This window comes from Streptomyces sp. NPDC005496, assembly GCF_042872045.1.
GTDB lineage: Bacteria > Actinomycetota > Actinomycetes > Streptomycetales > Streptomycetaceae > Streptomyces.
Window position 1 is genome coordinate 61,339 of record NZ_JBIAJQ010000010.1, and the last position, 18,225, is coordinate 79,563.

Genomic DNA, 18,225 nt, shown 5'->3' on the forward strand with positions numbered 1-18,225 from the left:
ATCACCAGGCCACCTGGTGAAAGGCACGCCACGCGCCCCAGGGTCCGGGCATGCCGTTTCTTTGAGCTGCTTGTAGATCAGTACATCCATGTGGTGAGGCCGGATGTCCATAGCAGCGCCGCACATAGGGCTGCGGCGCTCAGCTTCAACGTTCTCGCCTGCAGGAGTGCGTATCGGGCCTCGTAATCGTCCCGCAGCTGGCGGGTACGTCGCACGATGGTGCTGAGCGTCTGCTCGGTTAGCCGGGTGCGTTCGGCCAGATACTGACGGGCGACGTCCTCTGCCTGGGCGGTGGTGAGCCAGGGCATGCGCTCGGTGAAGTACTGGGCGTCACGCTGGGCGACGTCGTACTCGGCCTGCAGCAGCAGGAAGCCTTCAATCTCGTTGACGCCCGCCGCCGCGGACTGCGGCAACGGCTCCGGCGCGTGCTCAGTCATCAGCAGTCAGCTCTGCGCGTCAGGGTCGATGGCGTCACGCTGTCCGGTGTACTCCTTCTGGTCCAGTGACGCCATGGGGGGATGGTGCAGGTCGAATGCCGGAGAGTCGGAGCGAATCTTGGGCAGGGTGACGAAGTTGTGGCGGGGCGGCGGGCAGGAGGTGGCCCATTCCAGCGAACGGCCGTAGCCCCACGGGTCGTCGACGTCGATCCGCTTGCCGTACTTGGCGGTCTTCCACACGTTGTACAGGAACGGCAGGGTGGACAGGCCCAGCAGGAAGGAGCCGATGGACGAGATCGTGTTCAGGGTGGTGAAACCGTCGGCGGCCAGGTAGTCGGCGTACCGGCGGGGCATGCCCTCCGCGCCGAGCCAGTGCTGCACCAGGAACGTCGTGTGGAACCCGACGAACAGCGTCCAGAAGTGGATCTTCCCCAGGCGTTCGTCGAGCATGGTTCCGGTCATCTTCGGCCACCAGAAGTGGAATCCGGCGAACATGGCGAAGACGATCGTCCCGAACAGCACGTAGTGGAAATGCGCGACGACGAAATAACTGTCGGTGACGTGCCAGTCGATGGGGGGCGAGCCAAGCAGGACACCTGTCAGCCCGCCGAACAGGAACGTGACCAAAAAGCCCGTCGCCCACAGCATGGGCGTCTCGAAACTGAGCGAGCCCTTCCAGATCGTGCCGATCCAGTTGAAGAACTTCACTCCCGTGGGCACCGCGATCAGGTACGTCATGAAGGAGAAGAACGGCAGCAGCACCGCTCCCGTGGCGAACATGTGGTGTGCCCACACGACCACTGACAGACCCGTGATCGCCATGGTCGCGCCGACGAGACCCACGTAGCCGAAGATCGGCTTGCGGGAGAATACGGGGAAGATCTCGGTGACGACGCCGAAGAACGGCAGGGCCAGGATGTAGACCTCGGGGTGGCCGAAGAACCAGAACAGGTGCTGCCACAGGATCGCTCCGCCGTTCTCGGGGTTGAAGACCTGCGCCCCGAAACGGCGATCAGCCTCCAGTACGAGCAGCGCGGCCGCGAGTACGGGGAACGCCAGTAGGACGAGGACGGAGGTCAAGAGCACGTTCCAGGTGAAGATCGGCATCCTGAACATCGTCATACCGGGCGCGCGCATGCAGATGATCGTGGTGATGAAGTTGACCGCGCCCAGGATCGTGCCGAACCCCGAGAACGCCAACCCCATGATCCACATGTCACCGCCGACATAGGGAGTGCGCTCCCCTCCGCTGAGCGGGGTGTAGGCCGTCCACCCGAAGTCGGCCGTGCCCTGGGTAGTCAGCAGACTCCCGAGGACAATGAGCCCGCCGAACAGGAACAACCAGTACGCCAGCATGTTCAGCCGCGGGAAGGCCACATCGGGCGCACCGATCTGCAACGGCATGATCGCGTTGGCGAAACCGGCGAAGGTCGGAGTCGCGAACAGCAGCAGCATCATCGTGCCGTGCAGCGTGAACGTCTGGTTGTACTGCTCAGAGGAAAGGATCTGCAGGCCCGGCCGGGCCAGTTCGGCCCGCAGCAGCAGCGCCAGCACGCCCGCGAACAGGAAGAACGCGAACGATGTGATCAGGTACAGATGCCCGATCTTCTTGTGATCCGTGGTGGTCAGCCACGACACGACCACCTGACCTCTGCCCCGCCCCGCCACAGGCACCGGGGCCGTCGATTCCGTCACTGCGGCCATTGCATCCCCTAGTTGGACAATAGAGAACTATCTACTCGCAACCGACCACAATGTCGCACCAGGTAGACCGGCGCACGCATGCCACGCGACAACAGCAAGCTGCGTATCCCCACCCGCCCTCTCCCCCTCCCCCAACAACCGCTGATCAGCCCCTCCTGGTTCTTCACCGCAACACCGTTACGGCGATGTGTGTCGAAAGCGATGCTGAAGTGACAGCTGTGACCAAGCAGCCCGCATGATTCTTCCAAGACTGGGAAGGCGCGCAGCCGTGCCGCCCTCCCTCGAATTCGCCGCGCAGATCCGCCGTGCCCTGGAAACTGCCGGCTTCACCGTCGTCAACGACGCCGAGTCAGGACGCCCCGGCTTGCGGGTACAGGAAGACGCAGCAGGCGTCATGGTGAGCTGGACCGCCTCGCACGGGTTCGAGGCACTGGCCGACCAGTCCCGCAGCTCCGCCAACGAACCCGCGGCGGGCGACAGCATGCGCGACGTCATTGAAGCCGCATTGATTGGGCTGCTCACCCAGCTTGGCCACACCGTCGAACCGGCACCCGAAAATAACGGCCTCAGAGTCCGACCCGCCCCGCACTGACTGGGCGGCCCAGTGGTTGAGGGCAGAGGCCGCGGCCGTGCAGTGCGACTACAGCCGTGGCCTCCAACGCGCTGTTGCGGTCAACCCGAGGCTGCCCCTTGGCCCGATCCCCCGCCGGCTCCCAAGGTGCGGCGAGGCCCTGAGGGGACTACGGCGTGCTTTCCCAGGACACCGCGGGCTCGCATCTCTTCGATGTTGGTGAGACGGGCTCCGGGCAGAGACGTATGCAGATCGGCCTGAGCGGCGCGAATCGCGGACGCTTCAGGACCGGCGCCAAGCGGTCGACGGGCAGTCACATGATCATCGTACGGTCCGTGAGCATGACAGGGGTGGAGGCCGTGCCCCACCGGGTTCCGGTCCCCAAGGCCGAAGTCGCTGTGACAGCCGTCAGTAGCCCGTGCCTTAGAGGGCGTTTGAAGTGGGCAGATTGCCATTTACGTCCTAGTACGTTCCTCGCCACGTGGGTGTCGTCTCGTCCGTTATGCGCCTGGCGAGGTTGTCGATCGAGGCGATGTGGATCATGGCCTCGGAGCTGGCGGTGAGGGTCTCGTAGTCGCGGGCGAGGCGGCGGTGCATCATGATCCAACCGATACTCCGCTCCACCACCCAGCGCCTTTTCACGACCTGAAAGCCACGGGTCTCCGGATTCCGGTTGACGACTTCGACGTCGATTCCGAGGGTGGCGCCGTGTTCGACGACGGCGTTCTTGAAGCCGGTATCGACCCAGCTCTTGGTGATGGTCGGGTACGTCTCCTTCGCCTGGTCGAGGAGGCGGATTCCCAGGGCATTCTCTGACAGGCCGGCGGCGGTGACGGTCACGGCGAGGAGGAGGCCGATCGTGTCGGTGAGGATGCCGCGCTTCCGGCCGACGATCTTCTTCGCGGCGTCCGTTCCCTGGCTGGTCACGGGCACGTTGGTGGAAGTCTTCACGCTCTGGGTGTCAATCACGGATGCGGTCGGCTCGGGCTTGCGCCCCTCCTTCACGCGCGCCAGTCCGGTCAGGTCATAGTTGAGCTGGGCGAAGATTCCCTCGTCGCGCCAGGCGGCGTAGTAGGCGTAGACGGTGCCGTGGTTCGGGAAGTCGTGCGGGAGGTATTTCCAGGGGATTCCGGTGCGGTTCACGTAGAGGATCGCGTTGAAGACGTCCCGTAAATCGACCTTGGCCGGCTGTCCGGTTGGTCTGCGGTCGAGTCGGGCCTTTCTCCAGGCCGTCAACGTCGGCTCGATCAGGGCCCATCGGGCGTCGGACAGGTCGCTGGGGTACGGCTTGCGCTCGCTCACGGCGTAGCGTGATCATGGGCAAGGCGGAGGGCTCGGTTCCGCTGTTCACTGGGCGATTCCGCGGCAACTTCAAACCAGACGGACTTCCAGGTACAGAAGCGAACGAGACGGATGGCCGAGCATCCGCCCTGGAGAGCGTCATTCGCTGCCTATGGGATGAAGACCCTCAAAGCAGGGCAGGGGCGAGAGCCGCATATAGGGTTTGACCTGCATAAACGCCCTCTTAGAGGGCGTTTGAAGTGGGCAGATTGCCATTTACGTCCTAGTACGTTCCTCGCCACGTGGGTGTCGTCTCGTCCGTTATGCGCCTGGCGAGGTTGTCGATCGAGGCGATGTGGATCATGGCCTCGGAGCTGGCGGTGAGGGTCTCGTAGTCGCGGGCGAGGCGGCGGTGCATCATGATCCAACCGATACTCCGCTCCACCACCCAGCGCCTTTTCACGACCTGAAAGCCACGGGTCTCCGGATTCCGGTTGACGACTTCGACGTCGATTCCGAGGGTGGCGCCGTGTTCGACGACGGCGTTCTTGAAGCCGGTATCGACCCAGCTCTTGGTGATGGTCGGGTACGTCTCCTTCGCCTGGTCGAGGAGGCGGATTCCCAGGGCATTCTCTGACAGGCCGGCGGCGGTGACGGTCACGGCGAGGAGGAGGCCGATCGTGTCGGTGAGGATGCCGCGCTTCCGGCCGACGATCTTCTTCGCGGCGTCCGTTCCCTGGCTGGTCACGGGCACGTTGGTGGAAGTCTTCACGCTCTGGGTGTCAATCACGGATGCGGTCGGCTCGGGCTTGCGCCCCTCCTTCACGCGCGCCAGTCCGGTCAGGTCATAGTTGAGCTGGGCGAAGATTCCCTCGTCGCGCCAGGCGGCGTAGTAGGCGTAGACGGTGCCGTGGTTCGGGAAGTCGTGCGGGAGGTATTTCCAGGGGATTCCGGTGCGGTTCACGTAGAGGATCGCGTTGAAGACGTCCCGTAAATCGACCTTGGCCGGCTGTCCGGTTGGTCTGCGGTCGAGTCGGGCCTTTCTCCAGGCCGTCAACGTCGGCTCGATCAGGGCCCATCGGGCGTCGGACAGGTCGCTGGGGTACGGCTTGCGCTCGCTCACGGCGTAGCGTGATCATGGGCAAGGCGGAGGGCTCGGTTCCGCTGTTCACTGGGCGATTCCGCGGCAACTTCAAACCAGACGGACTTCCAGGTACAGAAGCGAACGAGACGGATGGCCGAGCATCCGCCCTGGAGAGCGTCATTCGCTGCCTATGGGATGAAGACCCTCAAAGCAGGGCAGGGGCGAGAGCCGCATATAGGGTTTGACCTGCATAAACGCCCTCTTAGAGAGCATCTGATCTAGGTAGTTGGTGTTCTGGGATGGTTTTGTGACTGGCGTCGTTTGCGGTCGTTGGATCAGGCGTGATTGCTCGTCGTCCGTACCGCAGTGACGTGTCCGACGCCCGCTAGAGATCGTGAACGCGATCCTCTACGTGAACCGCACCGGCATCCCGTGGGAGTACCTGCCGCACGACTTCCCGCCACACAAGACCGTCTATGACTACTACGCGAAGTGGGAAGCCGACGGCACCACCCAGCAGGTCCACGACCTGTTACGCGACAAGACCCGCCGATTCCATGGCCGCCTTGCGGAGCCGACCGCGGCCAGGTGGACGCGCAGAGCGTGAGGACCTCGGCAAATGTCGCCGAGACCAGCCAGGGCATTGAGGCCGGCAAGAAGATCAAAGGTCGCAAACGGCACCTGATCACCGACACGCTGGGTCTTGTATTGGTTGTCCTGGTTACCGCCGCGAATGGCCACGACACCACCGGCGGCAGCTCCTGCTCGGCGACCTGGCCGGGGCGCATCCCAGCGTGTCAAAGGTCTGGGCCGACGGCGGTTACCAGAACAACGTCCTCAACCGTGGCGCCGGTCTGGGCATCGATGTCGAGGTGGTGCAGCGACCGCGGGCGAAGGGGTTCAAACCGCTGCCGAAACGGTGGGTGATCGAGCGGACCTTCGGCTGGCTGGTGCAGCACCGCCGCCTAACCCGAGACTACGAGGCCCTCCCGCAGAGATCGAGAGCGATGATCCACTGGGCCATGGCTAACAAAATGTCCCGCGAACTGACCGGAGAATCCACACCAACCTGGCGAATCGAAACGGACATCCCACTGTCAGCGTGAAGTCTGATCAGATGCTCTCTTAGCTGTCGGTGTCGCACCCAGGCCGAGGAGAGCTGGAGTGCTCGGCCCGGCCGGTGAGCGGGCCCAGGATCGGCAGGCGGGTGAGGGCGTCGTCGAGCAGCTTCCGCAGCGCGAGACGGGCTTGCTCGTTGTTGTAGGGCGATGGGGGCTCTGCTGCCACGGTGTTCATGCCAGCGCCGAGGGGTACGGCCGGTCCTTCCTGCGTCGTCATGCCGGGGCAACGAGTCGCAGCGCGAAGTCCGCGTGCGCCGAACGAGTACCACTCCACGGCCCCCTGGTCACAGCGCCCTCAGATGATCAGGCCTCATCCTTACGGCGGCGTCTCGGCAAGGTGGTGGGAGCTTGAGCGGCCCGACGGCTTCCTTGTGCGGAGCGCTCTGATGCCTCGCCTCGCCCCCCGTGAATGAGGCTCCAGGCGGCCGGTCCGGCGGAGAGCAGCCGTGTGCCGGGTTAGGCCAGGCCGCGTTCGTACCTGCGCGAGAGCCTGCCCGAGTCCGAATCAGGTGGCGGGCCACGTAGCGACGAAGATGCCCCACCGGTCGGCCCGTTCGATGCCCGCCGGCTCGACCTCAAGCGAGGTCACCCACGACGCGACGGACAAACCGATCGTTAGACACGCAGTCGAGTTCGCGTGCTGACTGCGCAGACCCTTGTCATACAGAAACTTGATGTCAAGGCTCTCCCGTAACGTGGACGGTATCCCCTCCACCGTCACCCAGGAACACGGACCCGCATGCGCTGCAGCTGTCTGCCCAGGAAGGAGCACTCCAAGCACCCCACCTCGTCCACCGGCTCGTATTCGCCGGCAAGGGCCCCCAGAGCGGTAGACACATGCACGGCTGAAGCAGCCAAGCCCGTGCCCACGCGATGCAGGACGTAGCAGCCCGCAAGGCTCACCAGTTAGGGTTCTCGGCCGTAGCCCGGTCTCGACAGCGCTCTGGACGGGACCGGGCTACTGCGGTCGGCGTTTATGGAGTCGGGAGCGTTCATGCCAGTGGGTCTGTCCGTCCAGCGTGACCTGCATGACGGCGTTGCCGTGGTGAGCGTTCGCGGTGAAATCGATCAGAGCAGCATCGAGCCGCTGCGTGAGGCTCTGGTGGGCGGCTCTGCGCCCGCCCGGCGCACGGTCATCGACCTGGGAGAGGTCAGTTTCATGGATTCCACCGGCCTCAACCTCCTGCTCGATGTCCACCTCGCCGCGAGTAATGACGGGGGCTGGGTTCGCCTGGCCAACGTGTCCGAGCGGGTCTCACGCATTCTGGAGATCGTCGGCGTCAACCAAGTGATCCCCGTCTACGCCACCCTTCGGCTCGCCTTGACCGCCTGACACTTCGTTCCAGGACCGCGCTTCGGTGGCCGCCCTCGCCCAAGCATCCTCGAGAACGATGAGCCGGGCGTGCCGGGGCTGCGCGTCGTCAATGACGGGCCCAAAGTCCTGGTGAGCTGGACGGCCTACACGGCCTCGAAGCCCCCGCTGACCAGTCACGCAGTTACGACACCGAACCCGCCGCGGACCACGGCGACAGCATGCGAGCGATCGCAGAAGCAGCCGTCACCGGCCTGTTCCTCCAGCTCGGCCACTCCGTCGAACCGCCCCCGGCCACAACGGTCTGAGCGTCCGGCCCGGATCACGGTAACGACCCGGCTCAGGTCAGGGCTGATGGCCGGCGACGTCACCGCCCGGATCGTCCGCCAGCATCACCGCGGCAACGGGGGCCACCGCGAGGCCGGGATCGGCAGCGCGAACCGCTTCCCAGCCCGCTGCGGTGATGTCCTGGCCCTCGCAGTCAGCAGTATCCGCATGGTTCGTCGCGCAGCGAAGCCACAGCACCGCGGCTCCATCTGGTCCCGCCAGCGGCGCTTCGCCCAGGCAACGCCCATTCGTCAGGCTCAGCGGCTCTCGCTAATTGCGCTGTGTAACTTCATCCGCCGGAAGGACGCCGCTCAGCCGTGTCCATCCCGCCCTTGCCGCAGGAGCGGCGATGACGGAGTCCCGCGCCTTTTCGGCTGCCCTGACCCTCTCATCGGGTGCTGCCACGGCCTTCCTGGGACAATTGAGCGTGGGGAGTCAACGTCCGACTTCTCCTCGCTCCGTATTGATCGTCGGCGCCTCACCATCCCGCCCTCCTGGTAGGTCCCCTGACTGGATCTGTGCCGGTGCCGTCGAGCAGCGGAAGGGACTGAGCAGAGCCTGTGGAACCGAGCATTGACTACACGGCGTTGTTCATCGCCATGCCCAGTCCGTATCTGGTGCTGGATCCAGATCTGGTCATCGTCGACGTCAACGAGGCATACCTGCAGGCCACCGGCCGGAGCCGCCAAGAACTGGTCGGCCTGTACGTGTTCGATGCCTTCCCGGACAACCCAGCCGATGCGAGCGCGGACGGGGTGCGGAACCTGAACGCCTCCCTACACCGCGTCATGCAGTCGAGGCAGCCGGACACCATGGCGGTGCAGAAGTACGACATCCCTCTCCCGTCCCGGGCCGGGACGTTCGAGGAGCGGTGGTGGTCACCGATCAACACGCCCGTCCTCGGCGCGGACGGGCAGGTGGCATGGATCATCCACCGCGTGGAGGACGTTACCGAGTTCGTCCGCTCCCGCCCGCCCGGCCCCGCAAAGGGACCTCTGGGCCGGCGAGAGGCGATCGAGGCCGAGCTGTATGCGCGTGCGCGAGAGTTGCAGAGACTGAACGAAGAACTCCGGCAGGCCCATGCCCGCGAACGCCAGGTCGCCCTCACCCTGCAGGAAGCCATGCTGCACTCGCCCGACCTGGAACGGCATTCGGACATCGCGGTGCGCTACGTGCCTGCGGTCGGCTCGCTGAACGTGTGCGGTGACTGGTACGACGTGGTTGACCTGCCCGACGGCGCCTTCGCGGTCGCCGTCGGAGACGTTGTGGGCCACGGCCTGGAAGCCGCCACCGTCATGGGCATGCTCCGCAGCGCGCTGAGTGCCGCCGTCAGAGCCCTGCCTGCACCGGCCAGGTCGCTGGAGGTGCTCGGTCTGTACTCCCGGTCCGTCGAAGGGGCACTCGCCACCACCGCCGTGCAAGCCGTCATCGACACCAGCCGCCGGCAGATCGCGTACAGCAGCGCCGGCCACCCGCCGCCGGTCCTGCTTCACCCCGACGGCACCTGCGAGCTGCTGGACCAGGCCACCGACCCGCCTCTCGGCGCGCGCCCCCACCACGTCCAGCGCCCGCAAGCCGCGGTGCCCTATACCCCGGGCGACCAGCTCGTGCTGTACACGGACGGGCTCATCGAGCGCCGCGACCAGGACATCGACGCCGGCCTGCGACAGCTCACCGACGCCCTCGCCGGCTATGCCAGCATGAGCCCCGACCGCCTTGCGGACGCTGTCCTGGCCCGCCTCGGCGTCGCCGGCGGAGCCCGCGACGACGTCGCCCTCATCGCGGTCCGCCTGTGACGGAGATCAGTCCATCGCGTCCTGGCGCAAGCGTGACCGAAGCAGGAAAGCCGCCGGGGATCGTGCCATACGGGCGAAGCGTTGAACCGTCTTAAGCCCTGAAGGTGGCGCGGCTGGTTGCTCCTGCTGCGGGCCAGCGAGTGGACCGGCCCGCCCTGCGTGTCCCGCTGATCGCCCGCACGACCGGTTCAGCTTTGACGCGGACTCGGTGCACTATGCCGTCGAGCTACGGGGCCCGGGGCCTGACCGCTCGATATCAACGAGGTCGTCGCCTGGATCTGGGACAGCGAGCTCGCCACGTTCCTGGTGAGGTTGCCGGCCAGGTGCGCGGCGCAGAGCGGCCGTTTGCCCGGCTCTTCACCCTCTGGCGTGGCCAAGTCATCGCCCGCCAGGTGCACCTGCATGCCGCACGCTGACCGAGGGCACGGGTCACGTGGGGTTCAGCGGAGTGATGCCGGTACCCGCGTAAAGCTCGGGTTCGAGCGACAGAACCGTGAGTTGCTCCCCCGCTTTCATCGCGTGCCAGGCGATCGCAGCGGCGTGAGCCACCGGCCAGTCCACACCTTTCCAGTCCATTGCATCGACAGCATGAGCCGTGGTGAACGCGACGTTCTCGGCGAACCGCAGGGACGCCGCGTGCCTACCGGCGCCCGGGACCTTCCGTTCAGCTGCAACTACGGAAAGCGACGGGATGATGACACGGCCAGCACCTCGCGAGGCCTCGATGTAGAGGCCTGTGAAGAAGGAGTCTGCACGGTACAAAGCGGCCAGAGCTGTGTGGTCCAAAACGGCCGTCAGGTTCATGCGGCGCCGCCCTGATGCGCACGGATCTTCGCCCAGGCGTCCCGGCCGACCTGCTGAACCTGCTCCGTGTACTCCACGCCGAGCTCCCGGGCAGCCTCAACAGCACGCTGCTCCCGCTCGGCTTCCGTGAGCTCACGGGAGGCGAGCTCTGCGAGCAACTCGGTGATGGTGGTACCGCGCTCCTCGGCAAGGACACGCAGCCGGTCGCGTACTTCCTCGCTGGTCTTGATGCTCGTCGGCTTACTCATGCCACCGATTCTACCGCCGGTAGAACCGCCGTGCAGCGCCTTCAAGAAGCTACAGCGCCCCGGCTGAGTGCGTTGTCAGTCCATGTATGCCAGAGCGGTGAGTACCGGACGTGAGGGCAGGCCCACCCCGCCTCTCCCCCCACGCATCAACCGCTCCAACGCGGGCCAGGTCCTGCTCCTGAAGGGCTGCTCGGCCGGTCTCACCGGCAGTGGCGCGCTCACCTACTCGCAGGACTCCAGCGGCGTCCCCGGCTCCACGGAGACCGACGACAAGCTGGGCTCCGCAGTGACGCTGACCGACCTCTCCGGCTACGGCCGCGCCGACCTCACCATCGGCGCCGAAGGCGAGGACGTCGGCAACGGCACCCTGCTCCACCTGCCCAGTGGCAGCACCGGACTCTCCCTCTCCGACGCCCTTTACCTCGGCACGAGCCAGCTGAGTATCCCGGCAGCGGCCCGCCTCGGGCAGGTAGTCACTCCATAGGCGGCGCGCCAGAAGCGGCAAGGGCCCGAACCCACAAGGCGGTTCGGGCCCTTGCCGCTCGGACATCTGCAGGTCGATCTCGAGGCGTTCGACGTCGGTGAACCGGACTCTTTCCAGGCTTCCGGCGCGGCGACCGCCGTCCTGGAAGTAGACCTCCTTGAGCGCTTCGGCCGCGATTTCCTGGGGGCGGGCGTCGTCGGCGCCCTGCTCCTGATGGCCGGCGATCGGCAAGGAGATCCTGGTAATGGATTGGTGAAGCAGCGATGGCGGCGGCATCATCTGTTCGCTGTACTGCCGCTGCACGCCCGCCGAGGCCCAGTCCTTCGAAGTTGATCTCGTCCACGATCAGCACCGCGTCGTCGGCGCCGAGGTGTTTGACGGCGTAGTCGCGGACGGCGTCGGCGTCCCAGCGTGCGGCTGCGGCGGCCTTCTCCGAGAAACGGCAGCCGCCCGCTGCCCGGAGGCCGAACTTGCGTGTGCTCCGAATTCGCCGACCGAGGTGCGCTACGCCACGAGGTCTTCGACACCTGTCCCGGGGCCCTGGGGGCGGGCCCGTGTGCAGCGCAACCTCCTCCCAATCGTGCTTCACGCCGCTGGCCCCGACTCTGGTCCCGCTCGGCGGGACCAGCTCGACAGATGCGCCTGCTCTGCCCGCCCCAGCGCGTGTGGGGAACCAGCACGCGACGCCCGCACCCACGGCATCAGCAGACCCGATCAGATCGCCTCCTACCTCGCCTACGCGCCGACAGGAACCGACGCCGGCCAGCTCGTGCGTGTTGCCGGGCGTCGGTGGGCGATTGAGGAGTGCTTCCAGGCTGCCAAGAACGAGTGCGGCCTGGACCACTACGAGGTACGCCGCTACGCCGGCTGGATGAGGCACATCACTCTGGCCATGCGCGCGCATGCCTTTCTCACGGCCATGGCGGCACAAGCAGCGGCAAGGGGGACGCAGAAACGGTTCCACCCTGGTCCCGCTCACCGTGGCATAAGTCCGCCGGCTGCTGGCAACAGGGCCCGCACACCGGCCCCGCCCGGCCCTTCGCATCCATGCGCTGAGTTGGCCGCAATGGCGGCGAAGGCGTCAGACCGTGGCCTGGTTACTGTCACTAGCGGCGACGATGTCCTTCGCTGGAGGGGCGGTCCGGCAAGACTGCCCCTGCCCTGGAGGCAGCCAACTACACTCCCCCGAGCACGCCTCTGACTAGGCCAGATAGCAAAACGCTGCTGGAGTACTAGATCCAGCCCCTCTTGGCGGCCTCGGCCCCCACCTGGAAGCGCGTGTTGAGGCCGAGCCTGGACGCGATCGCCGCGATGCGACGCGTCACGGTGCGCGGGCTTGTCCCCAACTGCCGTGCGATCGCTTGGTCCTTGTAACCCGCCTGCATCATTTTCAGCAGCAGGAGGTCCTGCGCGCTCGGCCCGTCGGGTGCCGCCGGAGCGGTCGCGACGAGGGAATGCCCACGCTGCCAGTAGGTGTCGAACAACTCGAGGAGTGCGTCGAGCAGGCCCGACTGGTAGACGACAGCGATCTTGTCGTAGCGGCCCGGGACCAGCGCGACCAGCGCGACGCGCCTGTCCATGATGCGCAGTCTGAACGGCAGGGCCGGCAGGATGCGGGCCTGCTCGCCGATCTGGGCAAGGTGGGTGATCAGCTCAAAACGCTCCGGCTGAGCCAGCGCCTCCGGGGTGTAGACCGACCGTATGTCGACGCCGCGGCCCAGCAGGTCCATCGTCAGTTCCTCCTCCAACTCGGTGCTGTAGGAACCGAGATAAGGGGGGCGATCCAGCACCCAGAAGTGGGTGCGGACCGACTGCAGCAGTTCGGCGACGCGCAGGGTGATCTCCGCTTCGCCGGTGATCACCTCCACCAGCCCGGTCGGATCCTCCTGCAGCCGACGGGTGCGGTATTCGTCCGCCAGATCGTCGACGGTGCCCCACACCGAGGTGAACGCCGCCTCGGTCTCGGCTCGGCGTCTGGCAAGCAGTGCCCTGAGCGCGGTGTGCGGGCTGACCGGCCGGTACTGGCCGGGCCCTTCCCTTCTCAGCATGCCCAGTTCCACCAACCGGGAGACCGCGCGTCTGGTCCGGCTCGCCGTGGTGCCCAAACTCTCGGCGATCTCGGCAACCGTCCGGTCCGACTTGGTCAGATAGATCCGGTAGACCCGTTCGTCGAACTCGCTGATCCCCAAGGTGCTTAGCACCGGATGCCCTCCCAGCGATCACCGCCGCAGTCGGGACGGTCGTGACGCGAATCGCCAACCGGCGATGTTCGACACGAGTTTGATCTAGACATTCCTCATTCACAAGCTTTCACTCTGAACGTTCACGCCACCTGTCGAAGGGCTCCGAGCGTCCTCGATGCCGACGAGCGATTAGGGGGCGCCACTTTGACGGCAGAGGACGACCTTGGTCTGTCCGACGCAGAGCCGGGAGAGACCTTGTGAAAACACACCACCGCAGACGCTGGAGCGTCCCGGTTGCCGCCGGTGCCCTGGCACTCGCGCTGGCCAGCCCCCACGACGCGACGGCCTCGGCGCCCTCGGTGGCCCGATCCAACGGCGCCGACTCCCCGACCGTCGCATCCACGTCCGACCGGGTGCCCGCCGGCGACCACTCCGTCACACTGATCACCGGTGACGTGGTCACCACCCGTCAGAGCTCCGGCACGCATGGCAGGACCGGAGGCATCGTCAGCGTGCGCGGTGCCGACGGACGCCCGGTACAGACCCACATCCTGACGTCGGATGACGACCTCTACGTGTTCCCAGAGTCCGTGCTGCCCTTCGTGGCCAAGGGCACCCTGGACCGGCAGCTGTTCAACATCACGGACATGATCGCCGACGGGTACGACGACGCGCACCTTGACCGGCTGCCACTCATCGTCTCCTACACTCACTCCGCCGACTCGCGTCGCAAGGCCGCCGCTCGGCCCGACGGGGCGACCCGGGTCCGTACCCTCGATGGCATCAACGGCGCCGCTCTCACCGCGGACCGCTCCGAAGACTTCTGGAAGTCCGTGGCCGGGCAGACGCCGAGCGACGCGGCACGCAAGCAGGCCGCCGCACCGGCCTTCGCCGGCGGGATCGCGCACATCTGGCTGGACGGCCTCGTCCACGCCGACCTCGCCGACAGCACCACGCAGATCGGTGCCCCCCAGGCGTGGGCGGACGGCAACACCGGTAAAGGCGTGGACGTGGCCGTCCTCGACACCGGCATCGACGCAGGGCACCCCGACCTCGCGGACCGCGTCGCGAACCGGCAGAGCTTCGTACCGGACGAGAACACGGATGACCACTTCGGTCACGGCACACACGTCGCGTCCATCATCGCCGGTACCGGCGCTGCCTCCGGCGGCAAGGAGAAGGGCGTCGCCCCCGACGCCCGCCTCGACATCGGCAAGGTGCTGGACAACAGCGGATCCGGACAGACCTCCTGGGTCCTGGCCGGCATGGAATGGGCCGCGGTCGACCAGCACGCCAAGGTCATCAACATGAGCCTCGGCGACGGTCAGGCGTCCGACGGTACCGACCCTCTCAGCCAGGCCGTGGACACGCTGAGCGCCCGGACCGGCGCGCTGTTCGTCGTCGCTGCCGGCAACGCGGGAGCACCCGACACCATCAGCGCACCGGGCGCCGCGAACCAGGCCCTGACCGTGGGAGCCGTCGACTCTCACGATTCGCTGGCCGAGTTCTCCAGCCAGGGCCCACGCGTCGACGGCGCCCTGAAGCCCGAGATCACCGCCCCCGGCGTCGACATCCTCGCAGCCAACTCCCAGTTCGACGGCAACGGCGAGGGTGCCTACCAGACCATGAGCGGCACCTCCATGGCCACACCCCATGTGGCGGGCACCGCCGCACTGCTGGCCGCCGCCCATCCGGAGCTCACCGGCAGCCAGTTGAAGGATCTGCTGACCAGCAGCTCCCACCAGACCCCGCAGTACGACGCCTTCCAGGCGGGCAGCGGCCGCCTGGATGTCGCCGCCGCCGCGCACGCCGGAGTCTTCGCCACGGCCACCGCGTACGCCGCGCAGATCCCGCAGAACCCCAGCGGCGGCGTGCAGCGCCCGGTGACTTACACCAACACCACGGACAAGCCCGTCACACTCGCGCTGAGCGTCGAGGCGGCACACGCCCCCGCCGGAGTGTTCCGACTCTCCGCCTCCCAGGTGGTCGTGCCCGCCAACGGCAGCGCAGCTGCCACCGTGACGATCGACGGCTCGGGCGTCACCAACGACGGCCGGTACACCGGTCAGATCCTCGCGCGGACCACGGCCGGGAAACTCGCCGCGCACACCGCGGTCTCCCTCGGTGACGTCGAGCACCGACTGACCATGAAGTTCAAGGACGCCCAGGGCAGGCCGATGTCCGGCGTGGTCGAACTCCTCAGGTCCGGTGACGACGTCCCGCAGTTCATCGTGATCGACGACTCCGGTACGGGGCAGATATTCCTGCCGAACGACGTCTACTCGGTGCTGTCCTTCAAAACGGTCCAGGGCGTCCACGGTCCCCACTCGTGGGGCATGGCGTTGCTGGGCGACCCCGAAGTGCGCCTGGACCGCGACACCACCGTCTCGCTCGACGCGTCCAAGATCGACCGCATCGACATCACGACCCCGCAGCCGACCGAGACGACCTACCAGCGCCTGGACTACACCCGCCTGATGGGCAATCAGATCTGGCGCGACTACATGGAGGCCCAGACCAACTACGACAGTCTCTGGGCCCAGCCGACCACCCACAAGGTCACCCACGGCGACTTCTACCTGACGGCCCGCTGGCGCAAGGAGCAGCCCGCACTGTCCGTCTCCACCAAGACCACCGACTTCACCGATGTGCTGCGCCAGGACGGCGTCACCCCCCTGCCCAAGGGCAGCGCCAAGCTGCCCTTGGTCTTCGCCGGCCAGGGCGCGAGCACCGACTACGCCGACCTCGACGCCCGCGGCAAGGCCGTCGTCGTACGCCGCAACGACGACGTGTCGGACATGGAGCAGGCGACTGCCGCGATCGGCGCGGGCGCCAAGCTCATGCTGGTCGTCAACAACGTGGACGGCCGCGGCTTCCGCTCCTACAACGCGCCGTTCAGCTCGACGCCCGTCCGCCTCGACGTGGGCCTGCTCAGCACCGACGAGGGCGAGAAGCTCGTCCGGCAGGCCCAGACCCGAGGCGCCTCGGTCACGGCCGGCTCGGCGCCTGTAAGCCCATACGTCTACGACCTCGACCAAACCTGGCACAACGAGATCCCCAGCCGCATGGTGGTGCAGGGCAACTCCAAGAACCTCGCCCGGATCGACGAGACCTTCGACAGCCCGGCCCCGGGAAGTACGGGCGGCGAGTTCCGGTACGACTGGCCCGTCTACAACGACTGGGCCATCGGCGGAATGATGCCGGAACCCGTGCGGGGCAAGCGCACCGACTGGGTCTCCACCGGTCCCCTGAACAGCTGGAGCCAGAGCGCCTACGCGGACGGTCTGGTCTTCGAAGCCGGCCCCAAGACCTCCTACCGCGCGGGCAGCACCCAGTCCGAGGAGTGGTTCAAGCCGATCGAACGGCCCTACCTGAACGACGTGTACAGCATGCCCACGCGCAAGGGCGACCACCTGTACATCGACGTCCCGGCCTGGGGCAGTCACGATCACGTCGGCATGAACCAGATGGATGGCGAAGCCATGCAGCGACAGACCCTCTACCAGGGCACGACGCAGCTGGGGTCGGGAACCTTCACGAACGTCTCGGGCGATGCACCCGGTGCCGGAAAGCTGCCTTACCGGCTGGTCGTCACCAGCAAGCGCGACGTGGCGTTCACCCCGTACTCCTCCAGCACGCGCACCGAGTGGGACTTCACCTCGAAGGCGACGGCGGACGGCTCCGACGCGGTGCTGCCGCTGGTGCAGATCGACTACGAGGTCGGCACCGACTCGGCCGGGCGCGCAGGGCGTCACGACACGCTGTCCGCCGTCGCCGCTCAGCTACCTGAAGCCGTTGGCGCCGGCAGGATCGGAGCGGTCGCTCTGGAGATGTCCTACGACGGCGGCACCACATGGCACCGGGCCACGCGTAACCACGACGGGCGGTACCGCCTGAACGCGCCGAAGAAGGCGTCCTACGTGTCGCTCAGGGCGAGCGCCAAGGACTCGGCGGGCAACGCGGTGCGTCAAACGGTGATCCGGGCGTTCGGCCTGCGCTGACGTTCAGCCGCAGATCGTGCGCGTGAACAGTGGTCCGTCCGGGGGCGCACAACCCCGGCCGGATCACTGTCGGACCACCAGGCGCAGCGCGAGGCGTGGCTGGCGGCGATGAGCCCGGCCGAACGCGCCGCTTGGCCAGGCGGAGGCCGGCGCGGCGTACTGGGCCGAGATGGCAGACAAGGCCCGCGAACCGTACGACCCGCGCGAGGACAAGTACCAGAAGATGTGGTGGGACGCGCTGGAGGAGGAGCGCTGGGCGGACGAGCCCGACGGCTACGAGCACTCCGGTGCCACCGCCGGTGGGTAGGACACTGCGCGAGCGACCGACCGGGCTATCGCTAGCTGGGACGGCACACGGCCGACCTCCCGTCGAGGTCAGTGTCATCCCCTGCTACCCCACCCTCCAGGACGCGCTCCACCCCTGACCCCACATCGCTACTCCTGGTGCGTACCGCGTGATGCGTCCTGCGCAGCCACCACGCCAGCGGGTTAGATGGACGTCATGGTCTGGACGCTTCCTGAGCCGATGCTCACCACACCCGTACCGGGCTCAGACCTCCCACCCGGACACGCCGCAGAGCCCAAGTGGGACGGCGACAGAGCGCAACTCGCCCGCTGCGCCAACGGACGCGTACTACTGCGCTCGCGCCGCGGCACCGGCAGCAGCTCAACAGACGGCTGATACGCCGCGGCGCCGGGCCGCTCAGCCCGCCGATGAGTGGCCGACGCACTTCGTAACTGGAGTACGCACGGGTTCGTAGATGATCTCTGCGTGCGATCTGTTGCATGTCAGCAGGTCCGAGACCTGTGTTCGACGTATCCCTGAATCGGTGGAGTTTCCGCAGAAACTCGCAGAATCTGCGAGCGTGGTT

At 66.7% G+C, this 18,225-nt stretch carries 17 protein-coding genes and 4 pseudogenes; 10 read left to right on the forward strand and 11 right to left on the reverse strand.

Going from position 1 to position 18,225, the window contains the following annotated elements; all coding sequences use genetic code 11:
- Positions 1–77 precede the first annotated feature (77 nt).
- The gene (locus ACFYQQ_RS28405; protein WP_355779076.1) at positions 78–437 is read right to left on the reverse strand and encodes a hypothetical protein; all 360 of its coding nucleotides are present in this window, start codon (positions 435–437) and stop codon (positions 78–80) included.
- Positions 438–443: 6 nt separating this feature from the next.
- On the reverse strand, positions 444–2,141 hold the full coding sequence (gene ctaD / locus ACFYQQ_RS28410) for a cytochrome c oxidase subunit I (protein WP_355779073.1): 1,698 nt from the start codon (positions 2,139–2,141) through the stop codon (positions 444–446).
- Positions 2,142–2,409: 268 nt separating this feature from the next.
- Between ctaD and ACFYQQ_RS28415 the strand changes: the two genes are divergently transcribed.
- Entirely contained in the window at positions 2,410–2,733 is a 324-nt protein-coding gene (locus ACFYQQ_RS28415; RefSeq protein ID WP_355779070.1) for a hypothetical protein, read from the forward strand.
- 441 nt (positions 2,734–3,174) lie between these two features.
- Here ACFYQQ_RS28415 and ACFYQQ_RS28420 read toward each other — a convergent pair whose 3' ends face one another.
- Both ACFYQQ_RS28420 and ACFYQQ_RS28425 read right to left on the reverse strand, forming a co-directional pair.
- Positions 3,175–4,014 carry an IS5 family transposase gene (locus ACFYQQ_RS28420; protein WP_355779067.1) on the reverse strand — a complete coding sequence of 280 codons (840 nt, stop codon included), beginning with the start codon at positions 4,012–4,014 and terminating at the stop codon, positions 3,175–3,177.
- Positions 4,015–4,276: 262 nt separating this feature from the next.
- Positions 4,277–5,116: an IS5 family transposase gene (locus ACFYQQ_RS28425; RefSeq protein WP_355779067.1), complete on the reverse strand. Its 840-nt coding sequence runs from the start codon at positions 5,114–5,116 to the stop codon at positions 4,277–4,279.
- Between the two features lie 355 nt (positions 5,117–5,471).
- Between ACFYQQ_RS28425 and ACFYQQ_RS28430 the strand changes: the two genes are divergently transcribed.
- From ACFYQQ_RS28430 to ACFYQQ_RS28440, 3 genes and pseudogenes are all read left to right on the forward strand, one after another.
- Entirely contained in the window at positions 5,472–5,684 is a 213-nt protein-coding gene (locus ACFYQQ_RS28430; RefSeq protein WP_355779064.1) for a transposase, read from the forward strand.
- A pseudogene (locus tag ACFYQQ_RS28435) lies at positions 5,681–5,773 on the forward strand (IS5/IS1182 family transposase); the annotation flags it as partial. The gene ACFYQQ_RS28430 and the pseudogene ACFYQQ_RS28435, both read left to right, overlap by 4 nt.
- A 98-nt stretch (positions 5,774–5,871) precedes the next feature.
- Complete coding sequence (locus tag ACFYQQ_RS28440) at positions 5,872–6,183, forward strand: transposase (RefSeq protein ID WP_355779061.1); 312 nt, start codon at positions 5,872–5,874, stop codon at positions 6,181–6,183.
- 19 nt (positions 6,184–6,202) lie between these two features.
- On the opposite strand, the gene ACFYQQ_RS28445 is transcribed toward ACFYQQ_RS28440, so the two are convergent.
- On the reverse strand, positions 6,203–6,364 hold the full coding sequence (locus ACFYQQ_RS28445; RefSeq protein ID WP_356240109.1) for a hypothetical protein: 162 nt from the start codon (positions 6,362–6,364) through the stop codon (positions 6,203–6,205).
- Positions 6,365–7,192: 828 nt separating this feature from the next.
- Here ACFYQQ_RS28445 and ACFYQQ_RS28450 point away from each other — a divergent pair.
- Positions 7,193–7,531, forward strand: a complete 339-nt coding sequence (locus ACFYQQ_RS28450) for an STAS domain-containing protein (RefSeq protein WP_355779056.1) — start codon at positions 7,193–7,195, stop codon at positions 7,529–7,531.
- Positions 7,532–7,855: 324 nt separating this feature from the next.
- Here ACFYQQ_RS28450 and ACFYQQ_RS28455 read toward each other — a convergent pair whose 3' ends face one another.
- Positions 7,856–8,035, reverse strand: a complete 180-nt coding sequence (locus ACFYQQ_RS28455; RefSeq protein WP_355779053.1) for a hypothetical protein — start codon at positions 8,033–8,035, stop codon at positions 7,856–7,858.
- Positions 8,036–8,397: 362 nt separating this feature from the next.
- Between ACFYQQ_RS28455 and ACFYQQ_RS28460 the strand changes: the two genes are divergently transcribed.
- The gene (locus ACFYQQ_RS28460) at positions 8,398–9,633 is read left to right on the forward strand and encodes a SpoIIE family protein phosphatase (RefSeq protein WP_355779050.1); all 1,236 of its coding nucleotides are present in this window, start codon (positions 8,398–8,400) and stop codon (positions 9,631–9,633) included.
- Between the two features lie 429 nt (positions 9,634–10,062).
- Here ACFYQQ_RS28460 and ACFYQQ_RS28465 read toward each other — a convergent pair whose 3' ends face one another.
- Together ACFYQQ_RS28465 and ACFYQQ_RS28470 are read right to left on the reverse strand one after the other, a co-directional pair.
- Positions 10,063–10,437, reverse strand: coding sequence for a PIN domain-containing protein (locus ACFYQQ_RS28465; protein ID WP_355779047.1), 375 nt, complete (start codon positions 10,435–10,437; stop codon positions 10,063–10,065).
- The gene (locus tag ACFYQQ_RS28470; RefSeq protein ID WP_355779044.1) at positions 10,434–10,685 is read right to left on the reverse strand and encodes a hypothetical protein; all 252 of its coding nucleotides are present in this window, start codon (positions 10,683–10,685) and stop codon (positions 10,434–10,436) included. Before ACFYQQ_RS28470 ends, ACFYQQ_RS28465 begins: the two co-directional genes overlap by 4 nt.
- A 97-nt stretch (positions 10,686–10,782) precedes the next feature.
- Here ACFYQQ_RS28470 and ACFYQQ_RS28475 point away from each other — a divergent pair, with 97 nt between their 5' ends.
- Positions 10,783–11,169, forward strand: coding sequence for a hypothetical protein (locus tag ACFYQQ_RS28475; protein WP_355779098.1), 387 nt, complete (start codon positions 10,783–10,785; stop codon positions 11,167–11,169).
- Between the two features lie 69 nt (positions 11,170–11,238).
- Here the strand turns inward: ACFYQQ_RS28475 and ACFYQQ_RS28480 are convergent.
- Together ACFYQQ_RS28480 and ACFYQQ_RS28485 are read right to left on the reverse strand one after the other, a co-directional pair.
- A pseudogene (locus ACFYQQ_RS28480) lies at positions 11,239–11,382 on the reverse strand (XRE family transcriptional regulator); the annotation flags it as partial.
- 72 nt (positions 11,383–11,454) lie between these two features.
- Positions 11,455–11,584 (reverse strand): annotated as a pseudogene (locus ACFYQQ_RS28485) (IS701 family transposase); the annotation flags it as partial.
- Between the two features lie 351 nt (positions 11,585–11,935).
- Between ACFYQQ_RS28485 and ACFYQQ_RS28490 the strand changes: the two are divergent.
- A pseudogene (locus tag ACFYQQ_RS28490) lies at positions 11,936–12,370 on the forward strand (hypothetical protein); the annotation flags it as partial.
- Positions 12,371–12,401: 31 nt separating this feature from the next.
- Here ACFYQQ_RS28490 and ACFYQQ_RS28495 read toward each other — a convergent pair.
- Positions 12,402–13,358 carry a helix-turn-helix domain-containing protein gene (locus ACFYQQ_RS28495; protein ID WP_355779042.1) on the reverse strand — a complete coding sequence of 319 codons (957 nt, stop codon included), beginning with the start codon at positions 13,356–13,358 and terminating at the stop codon, positions 12,402–12,404.
- A 251-nt stretch (positions 13,359–13,609) separates the two neighbouring features.
- Here ACFYQQ_RS28495 and ACFYQQ_RS28500 point away from each other — a divergent pair, with 251 nt between their 5' ends.
- Together ACFYQQ_RS28500 and ACFYQQ_RS28505 are read left to right on the forward strand one after the other, a co-directional pair.
- Positions 13,610–17,353 carry a S8 family serine peptidase gene (locus ACFYQQ_RS28500; protein WP_355779040.1) on the forward strand — a complete coding sequence of 1,248 codons (3,744 nt, stop codon included), beginning with the start codon at positions 13,610–13,612 and terminating at the stop codon, positions 17,351–17,353.
- Between the two features lie 169 nt (positions 17,354–17,522).
- Complete coding sequence (locus ACFYQQ_RS28505; protein WP_355779038.1) at positions 17,523–17,660, forward strand: hypothetical protein; 138 nt, start codon at positions 17,523–17,525, stop codon at positions 17,658–17,660.
- Positions 17,661–18,225 lie beyond the last annotated feature (565 nt).